We start from the raw sequence: 21,965 nt of genomic DNA, 5'->3' as shown, positions 1-21,965 counted from the left end.
TTTCAACAAAAGTGGAAACGATTGTCAACAAGGAGGGGGGCGGGGAACGAGTCAGGCCAAGGCCAGAGCCGATTTGCTGAGGAGGGTGTAGGCGCCGGTAACCTGAATCATTCGCTGTTCGTCGTCGCAATGAAGAGAGCACCGTGGCCGCCGACAAGATCGACACCATCGTCAGCCTGAGCAAGCGCCGTGGCTTCGTCTATCCGTGCAGTGAGATCTACGGCGGCCAGCGCGCCGCCTGGGATTACGGGCCGCTCGGTGTGGAGCTCAAGGAGAACCTCAAGCGCCAGTGGTGGCGCTACATGGTCACCTCGCGCGAGGACGTCGTCGGTATCGACTCGTCGGTGATCCTGGCCTCCGAGGTGTGGGTGGCTTCCGGTCACGTCGCCACCTTCAGCGACCCGCTCACCGAGTGCACCTCCTGCCACAAGCGCTACCGCGCCGACCACCTGGAGGAGGCGTACGAGGCCAAGCACGGCAAGCTCCCCGAGAACGGCCTCGCCGACGTCAACTGCCCCAACTGCGGCAACAAGGGCCAGTTCACCGAGCCCAAGCAGTTCTCCGGCCTGCTCTCCACCCACCTCGGCCCGACCCAGGACACCGGCTCGGTCGCCTACCTGCGCCCCGAGACCGCCCAGGGCATCTTCACCAACTTCGCCCAGGTCCAGCAGACCTCGCGGAAGAAGCCGCCCTTCGGCATCGCGCAGATGGGCAAGTCCTTCCGCAACGAGATCACGCCCGGCAACTTCATCTTCCGCACCCGCGAGTTCGAGCAGATGGAGATGGAGTTCTTCGTCAAGCCGGGCGAGGACGAGCAGTGGCAGGAGTACTGGATGGAGCAGCGCTGGAACTGGTACACCGGTCTCGGCCTGCGCGAGGAGAACATGCGGTGGTACGAGCACCCGAAGGAGAAGCTCTCCCACTACTCCAAGCGCACCGCTGACATCGAGTACCGCTTCCAGTTCGGCGGCAACGAGTGGGGCGAGCTCGAGGGCGTCGCCAACCGCACCGACTACGACCTCGGCGCCCACGCCAAGGCGTCCGGCCAGGACCTGTCGTTCTTCGACCAGGAGGCCGGCGAGCGCTGGACCCCGTACGTCATCGAGCCCGCCGCCGGTGTCGGCCGCGCCATGCTCGCCTTCCTGCTCGACGCGTACGTCGAGGACGAGGCCCCCAACGCCAAGGGCGTGATGGAGAAGCGCACCGTCATGCGCCTCGACCCCCGCCTGGCCCCGGTCAAGGTCGCCGTCCTGCCGCTGTCCCGCAACCCGCAGCTCTCCCCGAAGGCCAAGGGCCTGGCGGCGGACCTGCGCAAGAACTGGAACATCGAGTTCGACGACGCCGGCGCCATCGGCCGCCGTTACCGTCGCCAGGACGAGATCGGCACGCCGTTCTGCGTCACCGTCGACTTCGACACGCTGGACGACAACGCCGTCACCGTGCGCGAGCGCGACACGATGAAGCAGGAGCGCGTCTCCCTCGACCAGATCGAGGGCTACCTGGCCAGCCGCCTGCTGGGCTGCTGATCCCGGACGCTTCACGGGCCGAGGGCCCCGGTTCCCGCCGCGCGGGGCCGGGGCCCTCGGTCTGGGTCGGGCCTTCCCCTCCGGGGCGTCGGGTCCGCGCGTACCGCGCCAGGGGTGGCACTGCTTGCAGCCCCGCTCCGGGCACCACCGCCATCGACCCCTCCCACCTGGGTGCCTACCGTTTCGTCCATGCGAATCACTCCCCTTCTGCGCCCCTTCGACGGGGCCGGCCGCACGGCCGCCTTCCTCGCCGCCGGCGTCCTCGTCCAGCTCGCCGCGGCCCTCGTGCTGGCGGTGCCGTGGCTGGACGGGGGGCCGACCCGGGCGCTCAGCTGCCTGCTGGCCCTGCTGGCGGGGTTCGCGGTGCTCGGGGCGGCCACGCCGGTGCTGACCCGGATGCAGCGGGCGCGGTTCCTCGGCCGCCGGGGCGTGGGGATACCGGCGCCGGGACGCCGTTGGTCCTGGCGGCAGGTCTCGTACCACCTGCTGTTCGGGCCGCTGCTGGCGCTGGGCGGCGCGTGCGTGCTGACGCTGTGGGCGGCGGCGGGCGCGGCCGCCAGCGTCTACGTCTGGATCTGGGTGCTGCCGCCCGAGACGCGACTGGGGCAGGCCGGCTACACCACCCAGGCCGCCTACGCCACCGTCGCCGGCGCCGCCGGGCTGTACGCGGCGGCGTGGCTGTCGAGCGCGCTCCAGGAGCTGGACGTGCGGGTCGCCGGGGCGAGGCTCGGGCCCAGCCGCACCGAACAGCTCGCGCGGCGCGTCGAGGACCTCACCGCCCGGCGCTCGGAGGTCGTCGCCGCGACCGACGCCGAACGGCGCCGCATCGAGCGGGACCTGCACGACGGCGCGCAGCAGCGGCTGGTGTCGCTGGCGGTGAACCTCGGCCTGGCGAAGGTGACGCTGGGCGACCTGCCCGACGACGCGCGCAAGGTGATCGACGACGCGCACCGGGAGGCCAAGGAGGCGATCGAGGAGCTGAGCGACCTCGTGCGCGGCCTGCACCCCGCCGTGCTGGAGGACCGCGGCCTGGACGCGGCGCTGTCGGGACTCGCGGACCGGGCGCCGCTGCCGGTCGGCGTACGCGTGGACCTGCCCGCCCGGCCCGCGCCCGCCATCGAGGCCGTCGCCTACTTCGTGGTCTCCGAGGCGCTCGCCAACGTGGTCAAGCACGCGGAGGCGGCGAGGGCGGACGTCAGCGTCGAACGCCGGGGAGGCATACTGCTCGTCGTCGTCTCCGACGACGGCGTGGGCGGGGCCGACTTCACGGGGGGCACCGGGCTGGCCGGGCTGGCCAAGCGCGTCGCGTCGGTCGACGGCACGTTCTCGATCAGCAGCCCCGCGGGGGGCCCGACCGTTGTGACCGTGGAGCTGCCGTGCGCGCTGTGATCGCCGAGGATTCCGTCCTGCTCCGGGTGGGCCTGGTGAAGGTCCTGGAGGCGGCCGGATTCGAGGTGGTCGCCGAGACCGGCGACGCGGAGGCCGTCCTGGCGGCGGCCCGCCTGCACGAGCCGGACCTGGCGGTGCTCGACGTGCGCATGCCGCCGAGCTTCACGGACGAAGGCGTCCGCGCGGCCCTCGCCCTCCGCGCGAGCCACCCGGCGACGGCGGTACTGCTGCTGTCGCAGTACGTGGAGGAGCGGTACGCCACCGACCTGCTGACCGGGGAGACGGCCGGCTTCGGCTACCTCCTCAAGCAACGGGTCGCCGACGTCGAGGAGTTCATCGACGCGGTGCGCCGCGTGGCGGCGGGCGGCACGGCACTGGACCCGCAGGTGGTCTCCCAGCTCCTGACGCGCCGGCACAGCGACCCGCTGGACCGCCTGACGCCGCGCGAGCGCGAGGTGCTCGCCTCCATGGCGGAGGGCCGCTCCAACGCGGGCATCGCGGAGCAACTGGTCGTCAGCGAGAGCGCGGTGGCGAAGCACATCAACAACATCCTGGCGAAGCTCGACCTGCCGAAGGCGGAGGCGGACCACCGCCGGGTGCTGGCGGTGCTGCGGTTCCTGGGCGTCAGCGGCTAGGAGCGTTTCGGCCAGGAGCGGTTCAAAGGGCGAGCCGCAACAGCACGCACCCGGCGAGAAGGCCGGCGGCCGGCCACAGGAGCCCCTTGACCAGGCGCCGCTGGATCGCCCGTCCACGCTCGTACCTCTCCGTCCGCCACGTGGCACCGCGGACCACCCCCGGTCCGCCGAGGCACACCATCGCCAGGGCGGCGAGGAATCCGGCGAACCAGCCGCTCGCGTTGACACGGTCGATCTCGTAGCAGGTGTCGGCGAAAGCGCACGAGACGTCGACGCGCCGCCCCGCCTCGTACTCGCGGTCGACGCTGAGCCCCTGCCGCGCCCCGCCGCCGCCCGCCGGGCGGAAGGAGCCGGTGCAGTCGACGCCGTCCGCGCCCCGCCCGCCGCCGCGCTGCGTCGTCGACCGGTGCTCGCACCGCTCGACGGTGAAGGTCCCGCGCGTCCCCAACGCCCCGGACGAGTAGGCGGAGACGCCCGCTCCGAACGTCCCGAGCACCAGCCCGCCCAGGACGAGCAGGGCACCGCCGAACCGCATGGCCGCACCCGGGGCTCCCTTCCCGGGCGGTGCGGCGGGTGTCACGTGAACGCGCTGTGGGCGCGAGCGATGAGCCATGTCGGAGATCCAGCCCTGTCGGTTCTCAGGCGCTCAGCCCGGCGCGCCGGCGTTCGTAGCGCTCGCCCACGGAGTAGCGGCCGAAGCTGCGGATGAAGAAGGGCAGAACAGCGCCGAGCGCGAGAGGGATGGCGAGGACCATGAACACCGGGGTCAGGGCAGTGGCCGCCCTCGCGACCACACTCCTGCGCCCGTCGAGGCCGGCCTGCTCCCTGCTCCCGGCTCCTGTGGTGCCGAACCGGTCGACGGTGTGGATGTGCCTGGTGACGATGCAGGCCGCGCCGCCACAGAGCAGGGCGTACACACCCAGGGCGACGGCCAGGACAGTGGTCCCGTCCGGGATGGACGTCACGATGACGGCCACGGCCATCGCGCCTGTCACTGCTGCGGCGAGGAACCAGAAGAGCGTCGTCCCGGCTCGGCGCAGCCAGTAGGCCGGGCCCCGGTCCACCCACGTGAGTCCCACGAATTGCAGGGGCCGCGGCGGCAAGGCGTGTGGCGGGTGCTCCTTGAAGCGCTGCCTAGTCAAAGAGGCCATGCCACACGTTCTCGGCACCGCTCTTGATGCCGCTCCCCACCTTTTTTGCCGTTTCCACGCCCCTATCCTTCATACCTTCAAGGTCGTTCTTCACCCATTCTCCGCCTGCCTGAGCAAGACTGTGCCCGATGCCATCGACAACACCGTACTTGTGGATATTGCTACCCCAATGAGCGTTATGGGTGAGCTCGTAGCCGAGGGTGCCCACACCGTAGCCGACGACGACACCACTCACGACCCCGAGTGCGACAACGGGGTTGGCCGCCGACGCCCCGACGATCCCGCCCTCCACAGCCGTGCCGATTGCCATGCCCGCCGCCGCGGGCGCCGCGTCGCGTGTAAACGCCTCACCGTACGACCACCCCCTCGTCCTGCGGTCGTCGTACATCTGCAAGCCGACCATGGCCCCGGTCAGACCTGCGCTGGCCGCGCCCAGCTTGCCCACCGCTCCCACCCCCCGGACGCGGTAGTCCTCCGCGATGTCCCCGATGGTGACCCGCGCCGCGCCGCTGCCTTTCACCCTGCTCCGCCATCCCTCGACGGAGGCGGTTCGGAGGCGCTGTTCGCTCAATGCGGCCCGGGCCGCGCGACGCTGCTGCAGCCGCTCGTTCCACGCGTCACTGCCCCGGGGCAGCTTGTTGTGACCGCGCTTCAGGTCCTTGGCGCCTTGTCGCAGCCGGGCCAGCTTCTTCGCGCTCTCCTGGCTGAGCGCGGCGGGCGTGGTGTAGAGCCCCCGCAGCACCTCGGCGAGCGTGCATGCGTCCGCACCGTTGTAAACCTTCGCGTCGCCCTTGTTGAGGATCTGGTCGAGAACCGAGTTCAGACTCCGCGTCGCCAACTCGCGGGCGTTCTGCGCCCGCCCCAGCGCCGCGTCCCGACCCTTCCGGTACGCGTCCAATGCTGCCTGCCGGTCGGCCTTGCCCTCAGCACCACCTTGGCTGTCGAGGGTAAGGCCGGCCGCGCGGGCGGTGTCCTGGGCGTCGCCCAGATCCCCCCTGGCAGCGGCCAGCTCTTCCGCCAGGACGCTGACGATGTCGGAGACCTGCGACATCGCTTCCGAAATCGCCGCCGCGACCGTGCCGTCGTTCGCCCACACCGTCTGGAAGGCTTCGGCTCCTTCACCGCTCCAGCCCGCCTCGTGAACGACGGCGTTCACTTTCCTGTTGAGGGCCCGGGAGGTGGAGTCGTACTTCCCGACGGCCGATGTGTAATCCGTGGCGACAGCGTTGAGGCCTGCTACGTCGTCGTCGATCACTTGGCCTTGCCCATCATGTCCCGGAACAGGGTCTCGATGTCCACGTCCTGGTCCTGGTAGTCGGCCGCCGCGCCCCGCAGACTGGTGCCGTGGCGGTCCACCAGGCCGGTGAGCAGCTCGTGGGCGATGCCGAACGCGTCGCTGAGCTGTACCAGGGCCGAGCTCAACGCGAGATCCCCCACGCCGGGAGTCGCCGGCGAGGCGAGGTGCTTGAACTCGCCGAGGTGGATCGCCTCGCGGTGGAATCCCTTGCCCGCGTCGTCGATGTGCTCCACCGTGGTCCTGAGCTCGTCGCTCATGGCGTTTCCGCCGGGATGTACGGGTCCACGGCGACGACGGATATGCCCGTCTCTCCGAGCAGGTGCCGTAATGCGCCGATGGGCAGTGCCACCCACGGCTGGTCCGGGCCGAGGCGGGACACGAGCGCCTCGGTGGAAGTGAACGCGAGCCCGCACCGTTCCCCGGTGGCCGAGCGACTGGTCTCGAAGACGACGCCGTCCTCGGCGCCTTCGTGGCCGCCCCGATGGGGACGCGCGGGCGCCAGGACGATATGACCGTCGCTAAGGATGGGGCTGGTCAAGGGAACTGACCCTCCTGCCGGGCCGGTGAAGCGGAACAGGAGATCAGCCTAGGAACGCCCTTGGGGGCGGTCCAGCGAAAACGGGCCGTTCCGCCGTCAAGGATCCGTCAGGCGCTCAGCCCGCGCAGCACCAGCTCGCAGACCGTCTCGAAGGCCGTGTCGATGCCCGGTTGTGCCCAATCCGCCGCGTACGCCGGGTCGTGGAAGCGGCTGGTGGCGTCCCAGACGGCGCGGGCCGTCGTCGCCGGGTCGGTGGTGGCGAACTCGCCCCGGGTGACGCCCGCTTCGACGATGCCCGCGATCTGCTCGATCATCGTGGCGATGTGGCGGTCGACCGTCGCGCTGTTCTCGCCGACGAGGACCATGTAGGTGGCGAACAGCTCGGGGTCGCCGCCCGCCTTGCGGCGCTTCGCGGCGAAGAGCGCGGACAGCCAGGCGCGCAGCCGGGGGCCCGCCGGACCCTCCGTGCCGGCGACGGCGGACAGTTCGGCGTGGGACTGGTCGAGCCAGCGGTCGGTGACCGCCTCGCGCAGGGCCGCCTTGCTGCCGAAGTGGCGGTACACGCTGCCGTGGCTGACGCCCAGCGCCCGTGCGACGTCGACCACGGTGGCCTTGGCGGGGCCGTAGCGGCGCAGCACGTCCTCGGTGGCTTCGAGGATGCGGTCGGGGGTCAGGGTCTCGGGCGGCATGGGGGTGCGGGTCCCTTCGGGGTGCGGAGGCTCTTACGACCGTACCCGGCGGGGGCGGAGGGGGCTGATCCGCCTCCCGCGGCGGCCGCCGGGCGACGGCCCTCCCGTCAGTGCTCGCTGTCCAGGTGGGCCATCTGCTCCGCCGGGTAGCGCTCGCCCGCGGCGGCGTCGGCCGGGACGGCCTGCTCGATGGCGGCCAGGTCGTCGGCGTCCAGCGCCACGTCCAGGGCGCCCAGCGCCTCGGTGAGGCGGTCGCGGCGGCGGGCCCCGACCAGGGGGACGATGTCCTCGCCGCGCGAGAGCACCCACGCGATCGCGATCTGCGCCACGCTGGCCTCGCGCTCCTCGGCGACCTTGCGCAGCGCGTCGACGAGGTCGAGGTTGCGCTGGAGGTTCTCGCCCTGGAAGCGCGGGCTCATGCCCCGGAAGTCGTTCGCGGGGAGCTGCCGGTCGCGGGAGAAGTGGCCGCTGATCAGGCCGCGCGAGAGCACGCCGTACGCGGTCACGCCGATGCCCAGCTCGCGGCAGGCGGGCAGGATCCGCTCCTCGATGCCACGGGTGATCAGGGCGTACTCGATCTGGAGGTCCGCGATGGGCGCGACGGCCGCCGCGCGGCGGATCGTGTCGGCGCCGACCTCCGAGAGGCCGATGTGGCGGACGTGGCCGGCCTCGACGAGCTCGGCGATGGCGCCGACGGTCTCCTCGATCGGGACGTCGGGGTCGACGCGGGCGATCCGGTAGATGTCGATGTGGTCGACGCCGAGTCGCTGGAGGGAGTAGGCGGCGAAGTTCTTCACGGCGGCGGGCCGGCCGTCGTAGCCGGACCAGTCGCCGTCCGGGCCGCGCAGGGCGCCGAACTTGACGCTGGTGAGCGCCCGCTCGCGGGCCGCCGCGGGGGCGGAGCGCAGGGCCTCGCCGATGAGCATCTCGTTGTGGCCCATGCCGTAGAAGTCGCCGGTGTCGAGAAGCGTGACGCCGGCGTCGAGGGCGGCGTGGATCGTGGCGATCGACTCGGTGCGGTCGGCGTCGCCGTACAGGGCGGACATGCCCATGCAACCGAGCCCGAGGGCGGAGACCTGGGGGCCGGTCGTGCCGAGAGTGCGCTGCTGCACGGGGGGCTCCTTGGGGGAAGAGGACGTGCGGGTACCCCTGAAGAGTGACACATGGAATGACAGATTTCAATATCTGTCATTCCATGTCCGTTCCCCCGGTTCCTCAGCTCACCGACCTCGGCAGCCGCAGCGTCAGCAGCACCGTCACCACCACGGTCACCAGCTGCACCCCCCACGTGATCGCCAGCGCCTCCCGCATCCCCGTATGGGGCGTGAGCGACAGGAACAGCGAGCCGAGCGTCGCCACGCCCAGCGCCATGAACGCCTGCTGCGTGGTCACCAGCACCCCGCTGCCGACCCCCGCCTTGTCCACCGGCACCTCGCTCAGCACCAGCCGCATCGTCATCGGCATCAGCAGGCCCTGGCCCAGCCCCTGGACCGCCAGCCCCGGCGCCGTGCCGAGCGCGTCCAGCCCGTCCCAGCCGAACCAGAACGTCCCGGCCACCATCAGCAGCCCGGCCGCCTGGATCAGCGCACCGGCCGTGGCCAGCCGCCGCCCGTACCGCGCCGCCAGCCGCGGGCCCGCCAGCGAGCCCACGAAGAACGTCACGCACATCGGCACCAGCGCCAGCCCCGCCGCCAGCGGTCCGAGCCGCAGCCCCTCCTGGAGCGCCACCGCCAGGACGAACATGAAGCCGCCCCAGCCGATCGAGAACGGCGTGATCAGCGCCAGCCCGCTGCGCACCGCGTGCACCCGCAACAGCGACGGCGGCACCAGCGGGGTCCGGCCGGCCCGCTCCTCGCGGCGCTCGACCACCACGAACGCCACCGCCGCCACGGGGAAGACCGCCAGCAGCACCCACGACCACACCGGCCAGCCCGTCGAACGGCCCTCGGTCAGTGGCAGCAGCAGCGACACCAGCGTCACGGACAGCAGCACCGTGCCCCAGCCGTCCACGCCCGTCGGGCGGTCGGAGCGGGTCTCGGGCACCGCGCGCAGGGCGAGCACGAACGCCACCACCGCGATCGGCGCGTTGATCAGGAAGATCGACCGCCAGCCCGTGCCCGCGAGGTCGACGGAGACCAGCACGCCGCCGAGCACCTGCCCGACCGCGCTCACCACCCCGGCCGTGCCGCTGTACAGGCTCAGCGCCTTGGTGCGCCGGTGGCCGGCGGTGGTGGCCTGGATGGTCGCCAGCACCTGCGGCAGCATCAGCGCGGCCGCCGCGCCCTGCGCGACCCGGGCCGCCACCAGCGTCCACGCGTCCGGCGCCAGCCCGCAGGCCACGGACGTCACGCCGAAGGCGGCCGTGCCCCACAGGAACAGGCGCCGGCGGCCCACCATGTCGCCCAGCCGCCCGCCGAGCACGAGCAGCACGGCATAGGCGACGCCGTAGCCGCCCACCACCATCTCCAGCAGGGCCGGGCCCGCGTCCAGGTCGTGGTCGATCGTCGGCAGGGCGACGTTGACGATGAAGAAGTCCAGGAACGGCAGCGCCGCCCCCAGCAGCACGGTCGCGAGCCCCAGCGGGCTCAGGGCCGGCGTGGGGGAGGCGGAGGAACGGGAGGTCGTCGAAGGGGCCGGAGTCGTCGGGGAGGGGGCGTCGCTCGCTATTCGGGGTTCACTCACGGATACGACGATGACGGCCTCCCCAGCCGGGTACCAGAGTGTCCTTATCCTGGTACAAGGACTACCTGGCAACAGGCTGGGAGGGCGCGCACCCTGGAGACATGACGACGATGACGCTCGACACCCCCGCCGTGGCCACCCCGCCCGCGAAGGCCCCGGCCGTCGACACCGCCGACGGCATACGGCGCAGGGAGCTGGCCCTCTTCCTGAGGTCCCGGCGCGAGCGCATCACCCCGGAACAGGTGGGCCTGCCGCGCGGCCCGCGGCGCCGCACCCCGGGCCTGCGCCGGGAGGAGGTGGCGCAGCTCGCCGCCGTCGGCGTCACCTGGTACACGTGGCTGGAGCAGGCCCGCGACATCCAGGTGTCCGTCCAGGTCCTGGACTCCGTGGCCCGCGCCCTGCTGCTCGACCGGGGCGAGCGCGCCCACCTCTTCGCCCTGGCGGGCGTCGTCGACCCGCAGCCCGGCACGGACAGCCCGAGCGTCACCCCGGAGCTGCGCGCGATGCTGCGGGCGCTGGAGCCGCTGCCGGCCTCCGTGCAGAACGCCCGCTACGACATCCTGGCCTACAACCGCACCTACGGCCGGCTGATGTGCGACCTCGACGCCCTGCCGCCGGAGAACCGCAACTGCCTGTGGCTGCACTTCACCGACCCCGTGTGGCTGGCCAACGCGCTCAACGGCGCGGAGGCGCGGCGGTCCATGGCCGCCAAGTTCCGCGCCTCCATGGCCGAGCACATCGCCGAGCCCGCCTGGAAGTGCCTGCTCAAGCGGCTGCTCGACGCCTCGCCGGAGTTCCGCGAGCTGTGGGCGCGGCACGAGGTGATCCCGGTCGACGACCAGAAGGCAGCCATCCTGCGCCACCCCCGCGTGGGCCTGCTGCGCCTGGACCACACCAGCCTGTGGACGGGGCCGGTCCCCGGCACCCGTCTGATCACCTTCACCCCCGCCGACGAGGACACCCGCGCGGGCCTGGAGCGGCTCCACGCCCTGGCGCTCGCCGAGCAGCACGCGTCCGCCGCCCCACAGAGCGGCCCCCGCCCGGCGGGGGACCTCCGCCCGATGAAGGGCCTGGGCCGGATGGGGGACAATGGACGGTCCGCCCAACCGCCCCGATGACTTCGAGGAAGCTCCCTCCATGACGCTCCAGATCGGTCCGCACTCCGTGCAGCCGCCGGTGGTCCTGGCCCCGATGGCGGGGATCACCAACGCTCCCTTCCGTACGCTGTGCCGCGAGTTCTCGGGCGGCAAGGGGCTCTTCGTCAGCGAGATGATCACCACGCGGGCGCTCGTCGAGCGGGACGCCAAGACGATGCGGCTGATCCACTTCGACGGGACCGAGAAGCCGCGCTCGATCCAGCTCTACGGCGTCGACCCGGTGACCGTCGGCAAGGCCGTCCGCATGATCGTGGACGAGGACCTGGCCGATCACATCGACCTCAACTTCGGCTGCCCCGTCCCGAAGGTCACCCGCAAGGGCGGCGGCTCCGCGCTGCCGTACAAGCGGAACCTGCTGCGCTCGATCCTGCGCGAGGCCGTCGGCAACGCGGGGACGCTGCCGGTGACCATCAAGATGCGCAAGGGCATCGACGACGACCACATCACCTACCTCGACGCCGGACGGATCGCCGTCGAGGAGGGCGTCACGGCCGTCGCCCTGCACGGCCGCACCGCCGCCCAGCACTACGGCGGCACCGCCGACTGGGACGCCATCGCCCGGCTCAAGGAGGCGGTGCCCGAGATCCCGGTGCTGGGCAACGGCGACATCTGGTCGGCCGACGACGCGGTGCGGATGATGCGCGAGACGGGCTGCGACGGCGTGGTGGTCGGGCGCGGCTGCCTGGGCCGGCCGTGGCTCTTCGGGGACCTCGTCGGCGCCTTCGAGGAGGGCGGCCCCCGCCCGGCCGCCGCGCCCACCCTCCGGGAGGTCGCGCGGGTGATGCGCCGCCACGCCGAGCTGCTCGGGCAGTGGCTGGAGAACGAGGAGCGCGGAGTCATCGACTTCCGCAAGCACGTCGCCTGGTACACCAAGGGCTTCTCGATCGGCTCCGAGCTGCGTAAGAAGCTGGCAATCACCTCATCTCTGGATGAAATGGACGCTCTTCTGAGCGAGCTGGACCTGGATCAGCCGTGGCCCACCGGGGCCGACGGCCCCCGCGGCCGGACGTCCGGACGCAATCGCGTGGTGCTTCCGGACGGATGGCTGGACGACCCGTACGACCGCGCGACCGTGGGCGCGGACGCCGAACTGGACACTTCAGGCGGGTGAAACGCCGGCGAAGCCAGCGTGATTCTCGCCACCTCTGATAGGGGGTTCGCTCAGATGAGCGCTCTTGGCCGGGGTGCGACTCTCCAAGGGGTGGCACTGGGTGCCACCCCTTTTGGGTTCACCTCTCGACGACGGATCTGGGAAATTCTCGACGGAGAGTGATCGGCATGCCACCGCAGCGGGACCTTGTGTTCGAGAAGTGAATGAAGTGGGTGGGCCTCTCATATGAGCACGCAACTTTCGATCTGCTGGCTGACCCGCCGTTACGCCCTCAGGTTGGCGGAGTAGACCTCCTCAGAAGCCTTCGATCTGGGTACGCTCCCCGCCGTCAGGGCAGCCCTCCACCCCAACTGCGTCCGGGATGCCCCAGTGAGGAGTCGATTCCCGTGCCGGTAACAGAAGATCGCCAGAAGTTCGTCTACGACTTCACCGAGGGCAACAAGGACCTCAAGGACCTGCTCGGCGGTAAGGGCGCCAACCTCGCCGAGATGACCAACCTCGGTCTGCCCGTCCCCCCGGGCTTCACCATCACCACCGAGGCCTGCAAGGTCTACCTGGAGGGCGGCGAGGAGCCCCTGTCGATGCGCGACGAGGTCTCCGCCCACCTGGCGGCCCTCGAGGAGCGCATGGGCAAGAAGCTCGGCCAGGCCGACGACCCGCTGCTGGTCTCGGTCCGCTCGGGCGCCAAGTTCTCCATGCCCGGCATGATGGACACCGTCCTGAACATCGGCCTGTCCGACGCGTCCGTCGCGGGCCTCGCCACCCAGGCCGGCGACGAGCGGTTCGCCTGGGACTCCTACCGCCGCCTCATCCAGATGTTCGGCAAGACCGTGCTGGGCGTCGACGGCGACCTCTTCGAGGAGGCGCTGGAGGAGGCCAAGCACACCAAGGGCGTCTCCACCGACGTCGAGCTCGACGCGGCGGACCTGAAGCGCCTGGTCGAGGGCTTCAAGGCCATCGTCGCCCAGGAGACCGGCCGCGACTTCCCGCAGGACCCGCGCGAGCAGATGGACCTGGCGATCCGGGCGGTCTTCGACTCCTGGAACGGCGACCGCGCCAAGCTCTACCGCCGTCAGGAGCGCATCCCCGGCGACCTCGGCACGGCCGTCAACGTCTGCTCCATGGTCTTCGGCAACCTCGGCCCCGACTCCGGCACCGGCGTCGCCTTCACCCGTGACCCCGCCAGCGGCCACCAGGGCGTCTACGGCGACTACCTGCAGAACGCCCAGGGCGAGGACGTCGTCGCCGGCATCCGCAACACCATGCAGCTCGCCGAGCTGGAGCAGCTCGACAAGGCGTCGTACGACCAGCTGATGCAGATCATGGAGACGCTGGAGACGCACTACCGCGACCTGTGCGACATCGAGTTCACCATCGAGCGCGGCAAGCTGTGGATGCTCCAGACCCGCGTCGGCAAGCGCACCGCGGGCGCCGCCTTCCGCATCGCCACGCAGCTGGTGGACCAGGGTCTGATCGACGAGGCCGAGGCGCTCCAGCGCGTCTCGGGCGCCCAGCTCGCCCAGCTGATGTTCCCCCGCTTCGACGAGAAGGCCACCACGGAGCTGCTGGGCCGGGGCATCGCCGCCTCGCCGGGCGCCGCCGTCGGCAAGGCCGTCTTCGACTCGTACACCGCCGTCAAGTGGTCCCGCTCCGGCGAGAAGGTCATCCTGATCCGCCGCGAGACCAACCCCGACGACCTCGACGGCATGATCGCCTCCGAGGGCATCCTGACCTCGCGCGGCGGCAAGACCTCGCACGCGGCCGTCGTGGCCCGCGGCATGGGCAAGACCTGCGTCTGCGGCGCCGAGGAGCTGGAGGTCGACACCAAGCGGCGCCGGATGACGGCCCCGGGCGGCGTGGTCGTCGAGGAGGGCGACGTCGTCTCCATCGACGGCTCGACCGGCAAGGTCTACCTCGGTGAGGTCCCGGTCGTGCCGTCCCCGGTCGTCGAGTACTTCGAGGGCCGCATGCACGCGGGCGCCGACGACGCCGACGAGCTGGTGCAGGCCGTGCACCGGATGATGGCCTACGCCGACCGCACCCGCCGGCTGCGCGTGCGGGCCAACGCCGACAACGCCGAGGACGCCTCCCGCGCCCGCCGCTTCGGCGCCCAGGGCATCGGCCTGTGCCGCACCGAGCACATGTTCCTCGGCGAGCGGCGCGAGATGGTCGAGCGGCTCATCCTCGCCGACACCGAGGCCGAGCGCGACGAGGCGCTCGGGGCCCTGCTGCCCCTGCAGAAGGCCGACTTCGTCGAGCTGTTCGAGGCGATGGACGGCCTGCCCGTCACGGTCCGCCTCCTCGACCCGCCGCTGCACGAGTTCCTGCCGGACATCACCGAGCTCTCGGTGCGGGTCGCGCTCGCCGAGGCCCGCCAGGAGGCGCACGAGAACGAGCTGCGCCTGCTCCAGGCCGTGCACAAGCTGCACGAGCAGAACCCGATGCTGGGCCTGCGCGGCGTGCGCCTCGGCCTGGTCATCCCGGGCCTGTTCGCCATGCAGGTGCGGGCCATCGCCGAGGCCGCGGCCCAGCGCCTGGGCTCGGGCGGCGACCCGCGCGCGGAGATCATGATCCCGCTGGTGGGCACCGTCCAGGAGCTGGAGATCGTCCGCGAGGAGGCCGAGCGGGTCATCGCCGACGTCGAGGCCGCCACCGGCACCGACCTCAAGCTGACGCTGGGCACGATGATCGAGCTGCCCCGCGCCGCGCTGACGGCCGGTCAGATAGCGGAGGCCGCCGAGTTCTTCTCCTTCGGCACGAACGACCTGACCCAGACCGTGTGGGGCTTCTCCCGCGACGACGTCGAGGCCAGCTTCTTCACGGCGTACCTGGAGAAGGGCATCTTCGGCGTCAGCCCCTTCGAGACCATCGACCGCGACGGCGTCGGCTCGCTCGTCCGCGCGGCGGTCCAGGCCGGCCGGGCCACCCGGCCCGACCTGAAGCTCGGCGTCTGCGGTGAGCACGGCGGCGACCCGGAGTCGGTGCACTTCTTCCACGAGGTGGGCCTGGACTACGTCTCCTGCTCGCCCTTCCGCATCCCGGTGGCCCGCCTGGAGGCGGGCCGGGCGGCGGCGCTGAACGGCACGGCGAGCGACAGCCGCTAGCTCGTGCCCGGTTGAACTCCGGAGCCGCGGTATGGGATGACCTCGACCCTCAGACCCTGCGGCGGCTCCGGACCGACGGAAGGGGCGGCACCCGTGCGGGGGGCCGCCCCTTTCGCGCTGCGGGTCCCGGGCGGGGCGCGGAGCGCGGGAGAGGGCGTCGGACGGGTACGCCGTCCTCGGCGGCCCGGCGGAACGGCCCGGCGCCTCGGGGCGGTTGCCCGTGGACGGGCCGCATGGGGTAACCCCCGCGTAACCCGCGGGAGACGCCCGGATCACCGCGGGCCGGACCCCGCGGGTCCCGCGCGGCCCCCCGGGCGTCCCGGGGCATGCGAAGGGGCGGCGCCCGTGCGGGAGCGCCGCCCCTCTTTACTCCCCCACCGGGAGTTGTTGCCGCCCGCATCGGCTCGGGCGGCAACTCGCGTACTCAGCGGCCGCTTTTTCGCTCGCCACCCCCCACGGGAACGAGCGGGACGGCCCTGAGTGCGTGAATAGCATTTCGCTTCTGCGATGTTCGCCGCGAGTCCTTTCAACTGTGGCCAAAAGGACGTGGTAACACCTCGTATCGGTGTGCATACTCAGTGAGCGGGGGGTGGCCGCGGATGTCTCATGTGGGGGTTTGGTGCTGCGTGTCCATTTCACTGGACTCGATCTGGCCCGGTTGCGCCTGGCCGGCGACCCGGACGTGCTCTGGGAAACCGTATTGAGCCTGCACCGGCTCCGGGACAAACAAGGCGAGTCGATCTTCGGCGATTGGCGCTCGGAAACCCGTCCCCGGTTGAATGGTGAAACGCGGCTACTGGCCCCGCTGGTTCCGCCTCGCGGGTATTTCCCGGACTTCCTGACGCCGGCCGAAGGGTTACTCGGACTCGAGTCGGGCATGGAGGCCCTGCGGGCCACGCCCGCCGACCGGGTGCACCGTGAGCTGAGCCGGCTGTCCACCGTCCGCACCCTGCCGGCCTGGATACGATCGCTGGCCGAGGGCGACGTCCGGGCGTTCGGGAAGCTGATCGGCGCCCTGCACGCCTACCACGAGGCCGCCATAGCCCCCTACTGGTCGCACATCCAGGCCCAGATCGAGGCCGACCGGGCGGTGCGCGGCCGGGCCCTGCTGGACGGCGGCGCCGACGCGCTGCTGTCCTCGCTGCCGCCCACCATGCGCTGGCGGGCCCCGGTCCTGGAGGTCGACTACCCCGTCGACCGGGACGTGCACCTGGACGGGCGCGGGCTGGTGCTCCTGCCGTCGTTCTTCTGCCGGCGCACGCCGGTCACGCTCCAGAACCCGGAGCTCACGCCCGTGCTCGTCTACCCCGCGCGGACCATGTCGGAGTCGGCGCCCGTCGTCCCCGCCGCCCCGCGCTCGCTGGGCAAGCTGGTGGGCCACACCCGCTCGGCCGTCCTGGGGTCCATCGGCGGCGGCTGCACGACCAGCGAACTCGCCCGCAGGGTGGGGGTGTCGGCGGCCTCGGCCAGCCAGCACGCCGGTGTCCTGCGCGAGGCGGGGCTGGTGCTGACGCTGCGCAACGGCAGCGCCGTGATGCACACCCTGACGCCCCTGGGGGCGGCCCTGCTGCGCGGCGGCCACCGCAACCCGCAGTCCCGCGCGAGGGCGCGGTCGGCGACGATGTAGCACGGGAGGAACGGGCGCGGCATCCGCCGAGGCGCGGGCCGCCGGTCCGTGCCCCCCTCCGGCTCCGTCCCCCCGGCCCTCCCCCCCCGGGTCCTCGCGGAGGACTCCGTCGAAGCGATCCGGCCACGCGGCCGCCCCCGTTGATCGTCTCGAACTCCGGTGCGAGCCCTGGGGATACCCTGAAACGGCCCGTGCCGGAAACCCGGCCACCACACCGGTCGGCGACCCCGGTCAAGGGGTCATGCCCGGACCGCAGGAACGGAGTTCGCCTCATGCCCGGACCGGACGTCACGGTCGTCATCGCCGCGTACAACGCCATGCCGTACGTGACCCGCAGCGTCACGTCCGTCCTGGAGCAGACCCTGGGCGCCGACCGCATCGAGCTGTTAGCCGTCGACGACGGCTCGACCGACGGCACCGGCGCCGAGCTCGACCGCCTGGCGGCCAAGGCCCCGCTGATGCGCGTGATCCACCAGCCGAACTCCGGCGGTCCCGCCGGGCCGCGCAACACGGCCCTCGACCTGGCCACCGGCCGTTACGTGTTCTTCCTCGACGCGGACGACCACCTCGGCCCCGAGGCCCTGGAGCGCATGGTCGCCGCCGCGGACGACAACGGCTCGGACGTCGTCCTCGGGCGGATCGTCGGCGAGGGCGGGCGCCGCGCCCCACGGTCGATGTTCGGCCGGAACCAGCCCCGGACGGACGTCTTCTCCTCCCGCGTCTACTGGACGCTCAACCCGATGAAGCTCTTCCGGCGCACGTTGGTCGACCGGCTCGGCCTGCGGTTCGCCACCGGCCTGTCCATCGGCGAGGACCAGCCGTTCACCGCGACCGCCTACCTGGAGGCCGCCGCGATATCCGTCGTCGCCGACTACGACTGCCTGTACTGGGTGGCGCGCGAGGACGGCCACAACATCACCTCGCAACCGCACGGCACGCGCACCCGCATCGACCTCTTACGGCTGATGACCGCCCTCGTCGCCGAGCGCGTCGAGCCCGGCCCCGACCGGGACACCCTCATGCACCGGCACTTCGCCGTGGAGCTGCGCGACGCCGTGCTCCAGCTGTGCCGCGAGCCCCACCGCGACGTGCAGGACAAGTACCTCAAGGAGCTCGGCGACCTGATCGAGCCCTACTACCACGAGGGCCTCGCCGCCCGGCTGCCCGCCGTGGTCCGGCTGCGCTGCCACCTCGTCCGACGCGGCCTCCTCGACGAGCTGCTGACGCTCGTCCGGTGGGAGCTGGACCGGGGAGCCGCCAGCTACGGCATCACGACCCTCGCCGCCACCGCCGCCGACGGCCCGGAGGTCCTCACCGAGAACGGCCGCGCCTACGCGCTCTACCCGTACTTCCGCGACTCCACCCTGAACATCCCGGTCGACTGCTACGACATCACCGGCGAGCTGCGCGTCCGCCACCTCGTCGAGTCCGCGGACCTCGACGGCACCGGACTGCGCCTCACGGGCCACGCCTACGTGCACCGCATAGCCACGCGCGAGGTGACCACCGAGCTGATCCTGCGCAAGCGGGGCACCGGTGCCGAGCACCGCCTCCCCGTGCGCCACACCGCCACGCCGGGCCTGGGCGCCGACGAGGACGGGGGGCGCTTCGACTACGGGACGGCCGGCTTCGACGTGACCGTCGACCCCGCCACCGCCGCCGGAGGGGCGCCGCTGGACGCCGGCATGTGGGACCTGTTCCTGGCCGTGGGCGCCCAGGGCGTCGTCAAGGAGGCGCGCCTCGGCAGCCGCCGCGCGGACTCCGTCACCGTCGCCACCACCACCGTCGTGACCGCCGCGGGCACGGCGGCCGCCCTCTTCACCACCAAGCCCTACGGCAACCTCACCCTCGACCTCGGTGAGACGCGGCACCGGGTGCCACCCCGGCTGCGCGTCACCGGCGCCACCTGGGCCGCGGACGCACCCGCCACCCTCGTCGTCACCGGACGCTGCACGCTCGCCTCCTGGCCGGCCGGCGCGCTGACCGTACGGGCCGTGTGCGCCGACGGCACGACGCTGACCGTCCCCGTCGAGACGGCGGCCGACGGCTCCTTCGCGGCGCGGGTCCCCTGCACGACCGCCGGCGAGTGGCGGATCGACGGCTGCCTGGCGGCCGGCGACAAGAAGTGGACGGTGCCCGTCCCGGTCAAGTCGCCGCTGCGAGCCGCCCGTTGGCAGCGCCTCGGCCTGCCCTGGTACGCCAAGCCGGTGGCCGGAGGGGAGACGCTCACCCTGCGCGTCGGCCGGGTGGAGCTGCTCAAGGCGGTCAAGGGACGGCTGACCCGCAGGGCCTCCTGAGGGGCGGCGGGGCCGGCGCTCAGGCCGTGCCGGCCCCGACGCGGAAGCGCAGCCGGCAGATCACCGCGTCGGTGTCGCGCCGCACGGCGTGGGCGACGACCGCGCCGCGCTGGTTCTGCAGCAGGCGCTGCCAGACGTGCGCGGGCTCGACCTCCGGTATCAGCACGGTGACGCGGTTGTCGGGGTGACGGCCGGACAGCTCGCGGACGTAGTCCACGATGGGGCGGCCCAGGGCGCGGGTGGCCGCGGGCAGTTCGACCAGGTCGACGCCCGGGTTCCACAGCTCCCAGTCGCGGCGCAGCGACTCCGCCGCCCGCCGCCCCTCCTGGTCGGGCTGCGTCACGGTGACGGCCACGACCTCGTCGCCGAGCGAGACGGCGGCGGTCAGCGCCTTGCTGGTCAGCCGGGAGAGCGAGGACACGGGAACGACCACCACCGAGTGGCAGCGGCGCGGGGCCTCGGGCACCCGGCCCAGCTCCAGGCGCTCGCCGATGCGCCCGTAGGCCCGGTGGACGGTCTCGAAGGCGAGCACCAGCACGGGCAGCGCGAAGACGATCAGCCAGGTGCCCTCGGTGAACTTGGTGGCGGTGACGACGACCGCGGACACACCGGTGAGCACGGCCCCGAAGCCGTTGAGGAGTGCCTTGCCACGCCACCCGGCGGAACGTTCCCGCCGCCAGTGCCGGACCATGCCCACCTGGCAGACGGTGAACCCGACGAACACCCCGATCGCGAAGAGCGGCACCAGTGTGTTGACGTCGCCGCCGGAGAAGACGAGCAGCAGCGCGGAGACGGCGGCCAGGGCGAGCACGCCGTGGCGGTGCACCTGCCGGTCGGCCTTCAGGGCGAAGACGTGCGGGAGGTAGTTGTCCCGGGCCAGCAGGCTCATCAGCACGGGAAGGCCGCCGAACGAGGTGTTCGCGGCGAGGGCCAGCAGGACGACGGTCGCGCACTGCACGACGTAGAAGCCCCAGTGGTGGCCCAGCGAGGCGTCGGCGAGCTGGGCGAGGACGGTGACGCCCTCGACCGGCTGGAGGTGGAAGCGGCCGATGAGCAACGACAGGCCGATGAGCATGGCGCCGAGCAGCGCGCCCAGCGCGACCTCCGTGCGCTGCGCCCGCCGGGTGGCCGGGGCGCGGAAGGACGGCACGGCGTTGGCCACGGCCTCGACGCCGGTGAGGGCGGAGCAGCCGGCGGCGAACGCCTTCAGCAGGAGCAGGGCGCCGACGGCGGTGGCGTCGCCGGCCAGGGCGGAGGCGTGCCCCTCCGCGGCCTGGGTGCTGACGGGGGCGTCGCGGAAGAGCCCGACCACGATCACCGTCAGGACCGAGCCGACGAAGACGGCGGTCGGCACGATGAACGCCTTGGCCGACTCGGCGATGCCGCGCAGGTTGACGCCGGTGACCAGGACCAGCACGGCCAGGCAGATCCACAGCCGGTGGCCGTAGAGGGAGGGGAAGGCCGAGGTCAGCGCCGCGACGCCGGCGGTGACGGACACGGCCACGTTCAGGACGTAGTCCAGCACGAGGGAGGCCGCGGTGACGAGGCTGGTGCGCCGCCCCAGGTGCCGCTTGGCGACGGCGTACGAGCCGCCGCCGTCCGGGAACGCCGCGATGACCTGCCGGTAGGAGGCGACGAGCACGGTCAGCAGGGCGGCGATCGCGAGCGTGACCGGCAGTGTGCACCCGAGGCCGTGGGCCCCGGCCGCCGCCAGCACGAGAACGATCGACTCGGGCCCGTACGCCACCGACGCCATCGCGTCGAGTGACAGGGCCGCCAGGCCCTGGGTGGCGGTCAGCCGGTGCCGGTCCTCCGCGGTGGTCCGCGCGGCGCCGGTATCCGGCGGTTCCCCTCCGGCTGCCGCGGGTGCCCCCACGCCGGTGCCGGCGGCGTGCTCCGAATCGGCCAGCTTGGACATCTTTTGTCGTACCTCCGTTGGGTCGGAGGCTCAGACTGCGCCCGCGTCGCCGGGACCGCGCCGTTTCTTGGCGCCGCCTTGGCGCCTTCGGGGGAGATCCCTACGCGTTCTTGACGGGCGCGGGGGAGCGGGGGCGGTGCGGTCCGACGGCATGTCAGGGCTGCGCAAGGATTGGCCAAGGCGACGTCAGCACGACGTCAACATGTCGTGGCATGCCGCCCGTTCCGCTCTAGCGTCGGCATCATGGGACGGCGACAGACATTCCGGTTGCGGGCGTGGGGACGCGAGGAGCACCACGGCCGGAAGGCCGCGACGGTACGGCCTCCGGCGGACAGGGTGCTCGCCTTCGACCGGGGCTGGCGGCGCGAGGCCAGGTCGGCCTGGTGGTGCGGCACGGCGCTCGGTGGTGCGCTCCTCCTCGTGGACCTCGCCCGGGGCGGGCTCGACTGGCCCCGCGGCTGTGCCTGGACCGTGCTGGGCGCCGCCCTGGTCGCCATCCTCTGGCCCCCGCGCGTCACCGCGGGGGAGAACTGGCTTTCGGCCCGGGGCCTGCTGCGCGAGCAGCGGGTCCGGACCGATCTGCTCACCCGGGTGCGCCGCGCGGACGGCATGGCGCCGCGCCTGATCCTCCGGGACGTCGGCGGCGGCCGGGTCGAGCTGGACCCCAGGGTCCTCGCCGACAACCCCCTGCTGTGGCACCGCCTCGACACGGGCGTCCGCCGCTCCCGCGCCAGCGGCCTGCTGCGCGACGGCACGGCGCCGCTGACGGCGCTCGCCGAGCGCGTCGACGGGGAGGGCGCGCGCCGGCTGCTGAAGTCGGCGGGCCTGGACTAGGGGGTGTCCG

The 21,965-nt window shown here is 72.3% G+C and carries 18 protein-coding genes; 9 read left to right on the top strand and 9 right to left on the bottom strand.

Annotation, left to right across the window (positions count from 1 at the left end):
• The first annotated feature begins 143 nt into the window (after nt 1-143).
• The 3 genes from CYQ11_RS09450 (at nt 144) to CYQ11_RS09440 (ending at nt 3,550) form a co-directional block, all read left to right on the top strand.
• On the top strand, nt 144-1,526 hold the full coding sequence (locus tag CYQ11_RS09450; RefSeq protein WP_099200621.1) for a glycine--tRNA ligase: 1,383 nt from the start codon (nt 144-146) through the stop codon (nt 1,524-1,526).
• Nucleotides 1,527-1,715: 189 nt separating this feature from the next.
• Nucleotides 1,716-2,915 carry a sensor histidine kinase gene (locus CYQ11_RS09445; RefSeq protein ID WP_099200622.1) on the top strand — a complete coding sequence of 400 codons (1,200 nt, stop codon included), beginning with the start codon at nt 1,716-1,718 and terminating at the stop codon, nt 2,913-2,915.
• The gene (locus CYQ11_RS09440) at nt 2,903-3,550 is read left to right on the top strand and encodes a response regulator (protein ID WP_099200623.1); all 648 of its coding nucleotides are present in this window, start codon (nt 2,903-2,905) and stop codon (nt 3,548-3,550) included. The genes CYQ11_RS09445 and CYQ11_RS09440 overlap by 13 nt, the downstream gene beginning before the upstream one ends.
• A 22-nt stretch (nt 3,551-3,572) precedes the next feature.
• Here the strand turns inward: CYQ11_RS09440 and CYQ11_RS09435 are convergent, their stop codons facing one another.
• From CYQ11_RS09435 to CYQ11_RS09400, 8 genes are all read right to left on the bottom strand, one after another.
• Nucleotides 3,573-4,085: a hypothetical protein gene (locus CYQ11_RS09435; protein ID WP_099200624.1), complete on the bottom strand. Its 513-nt coding sequence runs from the start codon at nt 4,083-4,085 to the stop codon at nt 3,573-3,575.
• 103 nt (nt 4,086-4,188) lie between these two features.
• Nucleotides 4,189-4,629, bottom strand: a complete 441-nt coding sequence (locus CYQ11_RS09430; protein WP_146104660.1) for a hypothetical protein — start codon at nt 4,627-4,629, stop codon at nt 4,189-4,191.
• A 55-nt stretch (nt 4,630-4,684) separates the two neighbouring features.
• Nucleotides 4,685-5,956, bottom strand: a complete 1,272-nt coding sequence (locus tag CYQ11_RS09425; RefSeq protein WP_099200626.1) for a WXG100 family type VII secretion target — start codon at nt 5,954-5,956, stop codon at nt 4,685-4,687.
• Nucleotides 5,953-6,255 (bottom strand): DUF6317 family protein, encoded by a 303-nt coding sequence (locus CYQ11_RS09420; protein ID WP_099200627.1) that lies wholly within the window; start codon nt 6,253-6,255, stop codon nt 5,953-5,955. The genes CYQ11_RS09425 and CYQ11_RS09420 overlap by 4 nt, the downstream gene beginning before the upstream one ends.
• Entirely contained in the window at nt 6,252-6,536 is a 285-nt protein-coding gene (locus tag CYQ11_RS09415) for an SAV_915 family protein (protein WP_181143622.1), read from the bottom strand. Before CYQ11_RS09415 ends, CYQ11_RS09420 begins: the two co-directional genes overlap by 4 nt.
• A gap of 107 nt (nt 6,537-6,643) precedes the next feature.
• Nucleotides 6,644-7,225, bottom strand: a complete 582-nt coding sequence (locus CYQ11_RS09410) for a TetR/AcrR family transcriptional regulator (RefSeq protein WP_099200629.1) — start codon at nt 7,223-7,225, stop codon at nt 6,644-6,646.
• A 107-nt stretch (nt 7,226-7,332) separates the two neighbouring features.
• A complete protein-coding gene (locus CYQ11_RS09405; protein WP_099200630.1) occupies nt 7,333-8,337 on the bottom strand; it encodes an aldo/keto reductase in 1,005 nt (334 codons plus the stop codon).
• Between the two features lie 103 nt (nt 8,338-8,440).
• Nucleotides 8,441-9,907, bottom strand: a complete 1,467-nt coding sequence (locus CYQ11_RS09400; RefSeq protein WP_099200631.1) for an MFS transporter — start codon at nt 9,905-9,907, stop codon at nt 8,441-8,443.
• A gap of 101 nt (nt 9,908-10,008) precedes the next feature.
• Here CYQ11_RS09400 and CYQ11_RS09395 point away from each other — a divergent pair, with 101 nt between their 5' ends.
• The 5 genes from CYQ11_RS09395 (at nt 10,009) to CYQ11_RS09375 (ending at nt 19,203) form a co-directional block, all read left to right on the top strand.
• The gene (locus CYQ11_RS09395; protein WP_398779602.1) at nt 10,009-11,025 is read left to right on the top strand and encodes a helix-turn-helix transcriptional regulator; all 1,017 of its coding nucleotides are present in this window, start codon (nt 10,009-10,011) and stop codon (nt 11,023-11,025) included.
• A gap of 19 nt (nt 11,026-11,044) precedes the next feature.
• On the top strand, nt 11,045-12,175 hold the full coding sequence (gene dusB / locus CYQ11_RS09390; protein ID WP_099200882.1) for a tRNA dihydrouridine synthase DusB: 1,131 nt from the start codon (nt 11,045-11,047) through the stop codon (nt 12,173-12,175).
• Nucleotides 12,176-12,561: 386 nt separating this feature from the next.
• On the top strand, nt 12,562-15,279 hold the full coding sequence (gene ppdK, locus CYQ11_RS09385; protein ID WP_099200632.1) for a pyruvate, phosphate dikinase: 2,718 nt from the start codon (nt 12,562-12,564) through the stop codon (nt 15,277-15,279).
• A gap of 619 nt (nt 15,280-15,898) precedes the next feature.
• Nucleotides 15,899-16,906, top strand: coding sequence for an ArsR/SmtB family transcription factor (locus CYQ11_RS09380; RefSeq protein WP_099200883.1), 1,008 nt, complete (start codon nt 15,899-15,901; stop codon nt 16,904-16,906).
• A gap of 272 nt (nt 16,907-17,178) precedes the next feature.
• Nucleotides 17,179-19,203: a glycosyltransferase family 2 protein gene (locus tag CYQ11_RS09375; protein WP_099200633.1), complete on the top strand. Its 2,025-nt coding sequence runs from the start codon at nt 17,179-17,181 to the stop codon at nt 19,201-19,203.
• Between the two features lie 19 nt (nt 19,204-19,222).
• On the opposite strand, the gene CYQ11_RS09370 is transcribed toward CYQ11_RS09375, so the two are convergent.
• Nucleotides 19,223-21,121 (bottom strand): APC family permease, encoded by a 1,899-nt coding sequence (locus tag CYQ11_RS09370; protein WP_099200634.1) that lies wholly within the window; start codon nt 21,119-21,121, stop codon nt 19,223-19,225.
• 243 nt (nt 21,122-21,364) lie between these two features.
• Between CYQ11_RS09370 and CYQ11_RS09365 the strand changes: the two genes are divergently transcribed.
• Complete coding sequence (locus CYQ11_RS09365) at nt 21,365-21,955, top strand: hypothetical protein (RefSeq protein ID WP_240003163.1); 591 nt, start codon at nt 21,365-21,367, stop codon at nt 21,953-21,955.
• Nucleotides 21,956-21,965: the final 10 nt, after the last annotated feature.

The sequence above is a fragment of the Streptomyces cinnamoneus genome, assembly GCF_002939475.1.
GTDB lineage: Bacteria > Actinomycetota > Actinomycetes > Streptomycetales > Streptomycetaceae > Streptomyces > Streptomyces cinnamoneus_A.
The sequence above is the reverse complement of the archived record's forward strand: the minus strand, read 5'-3'. Positions and strand labels throughout refer to the sequence as shown.

What these genes read in the sequence shown, in the direction of transcription:
- dusB (WP_099200882.1), top strand. Translation starts at nt 11,045, where the DNA reads ATGACGCTCCAGATCGGTCCGCACTCCGTGCAGCCGCCGGTGGTCCTG.
- CYQ11_RS09370 (WP_099200634.1), bottom strand. Translation starts at nt 21,121, where the DNA reads ATGTCCAAGCTGGCCGATTCGGAGCACGCCGCCGGCACCGGCGTGGGG.
- CYQ11_RS09365 (WP_240003163.1), top strand. Translation starts at nt 21,365, where the DNA reads ATGGGACGGCGACAGACATTCCGGTTGCGGGCGTGGGGACGCGAGGAG.
- CYQ11_RS09395 (WP_398779602.1), top strand. Translation starts at nt 10,009, where the DNA reads ATGACGACGATGACGCTCGACACCCCCGCCGTGGCCACCCCGCCCGCG.
- CYQ11_RS09420 (WP_099200627.1), bottom strand. Translation starts at nt 6,255, where the DNA reads ATGAGCGACGAGCTCAGGACCACGGTGGAGCACATCGACGACGCGGGC.
- CYQ11_RS09375 (WP_099200633.1), top strand. Translation starts at nt 17,179, where the DNA reads ATGCCCGGACCGGACGTCACGGTCGTCATCGCCGCGTACAACGCCATG.
- CYQ11_RS09410 (WP_099200629.1), bottom strand. Translation starts at nt 7,225, where the DNA reads ATGCCGCCCGAGACCCTGACCCCCGACCGCATCCTCGAAGCCACCGAG.
- CYQ11_RS09435 (WP_099200624.1), bottom strand. Translation starts at nt 4,085, where the DNA reads ATGCGGTTCGGCGGTGCCCTGCTCGTCCTGGGCGGGCTGGTGCTCGGG.
- CYQ11_RS09445 (WP_099200622.1), top strand. Translation starts at nt 1,716, where the DNA reads ATGCGAATCACTCCCCTTCTGCGCCCCTTCGACGGGGCCGGCCGCACG.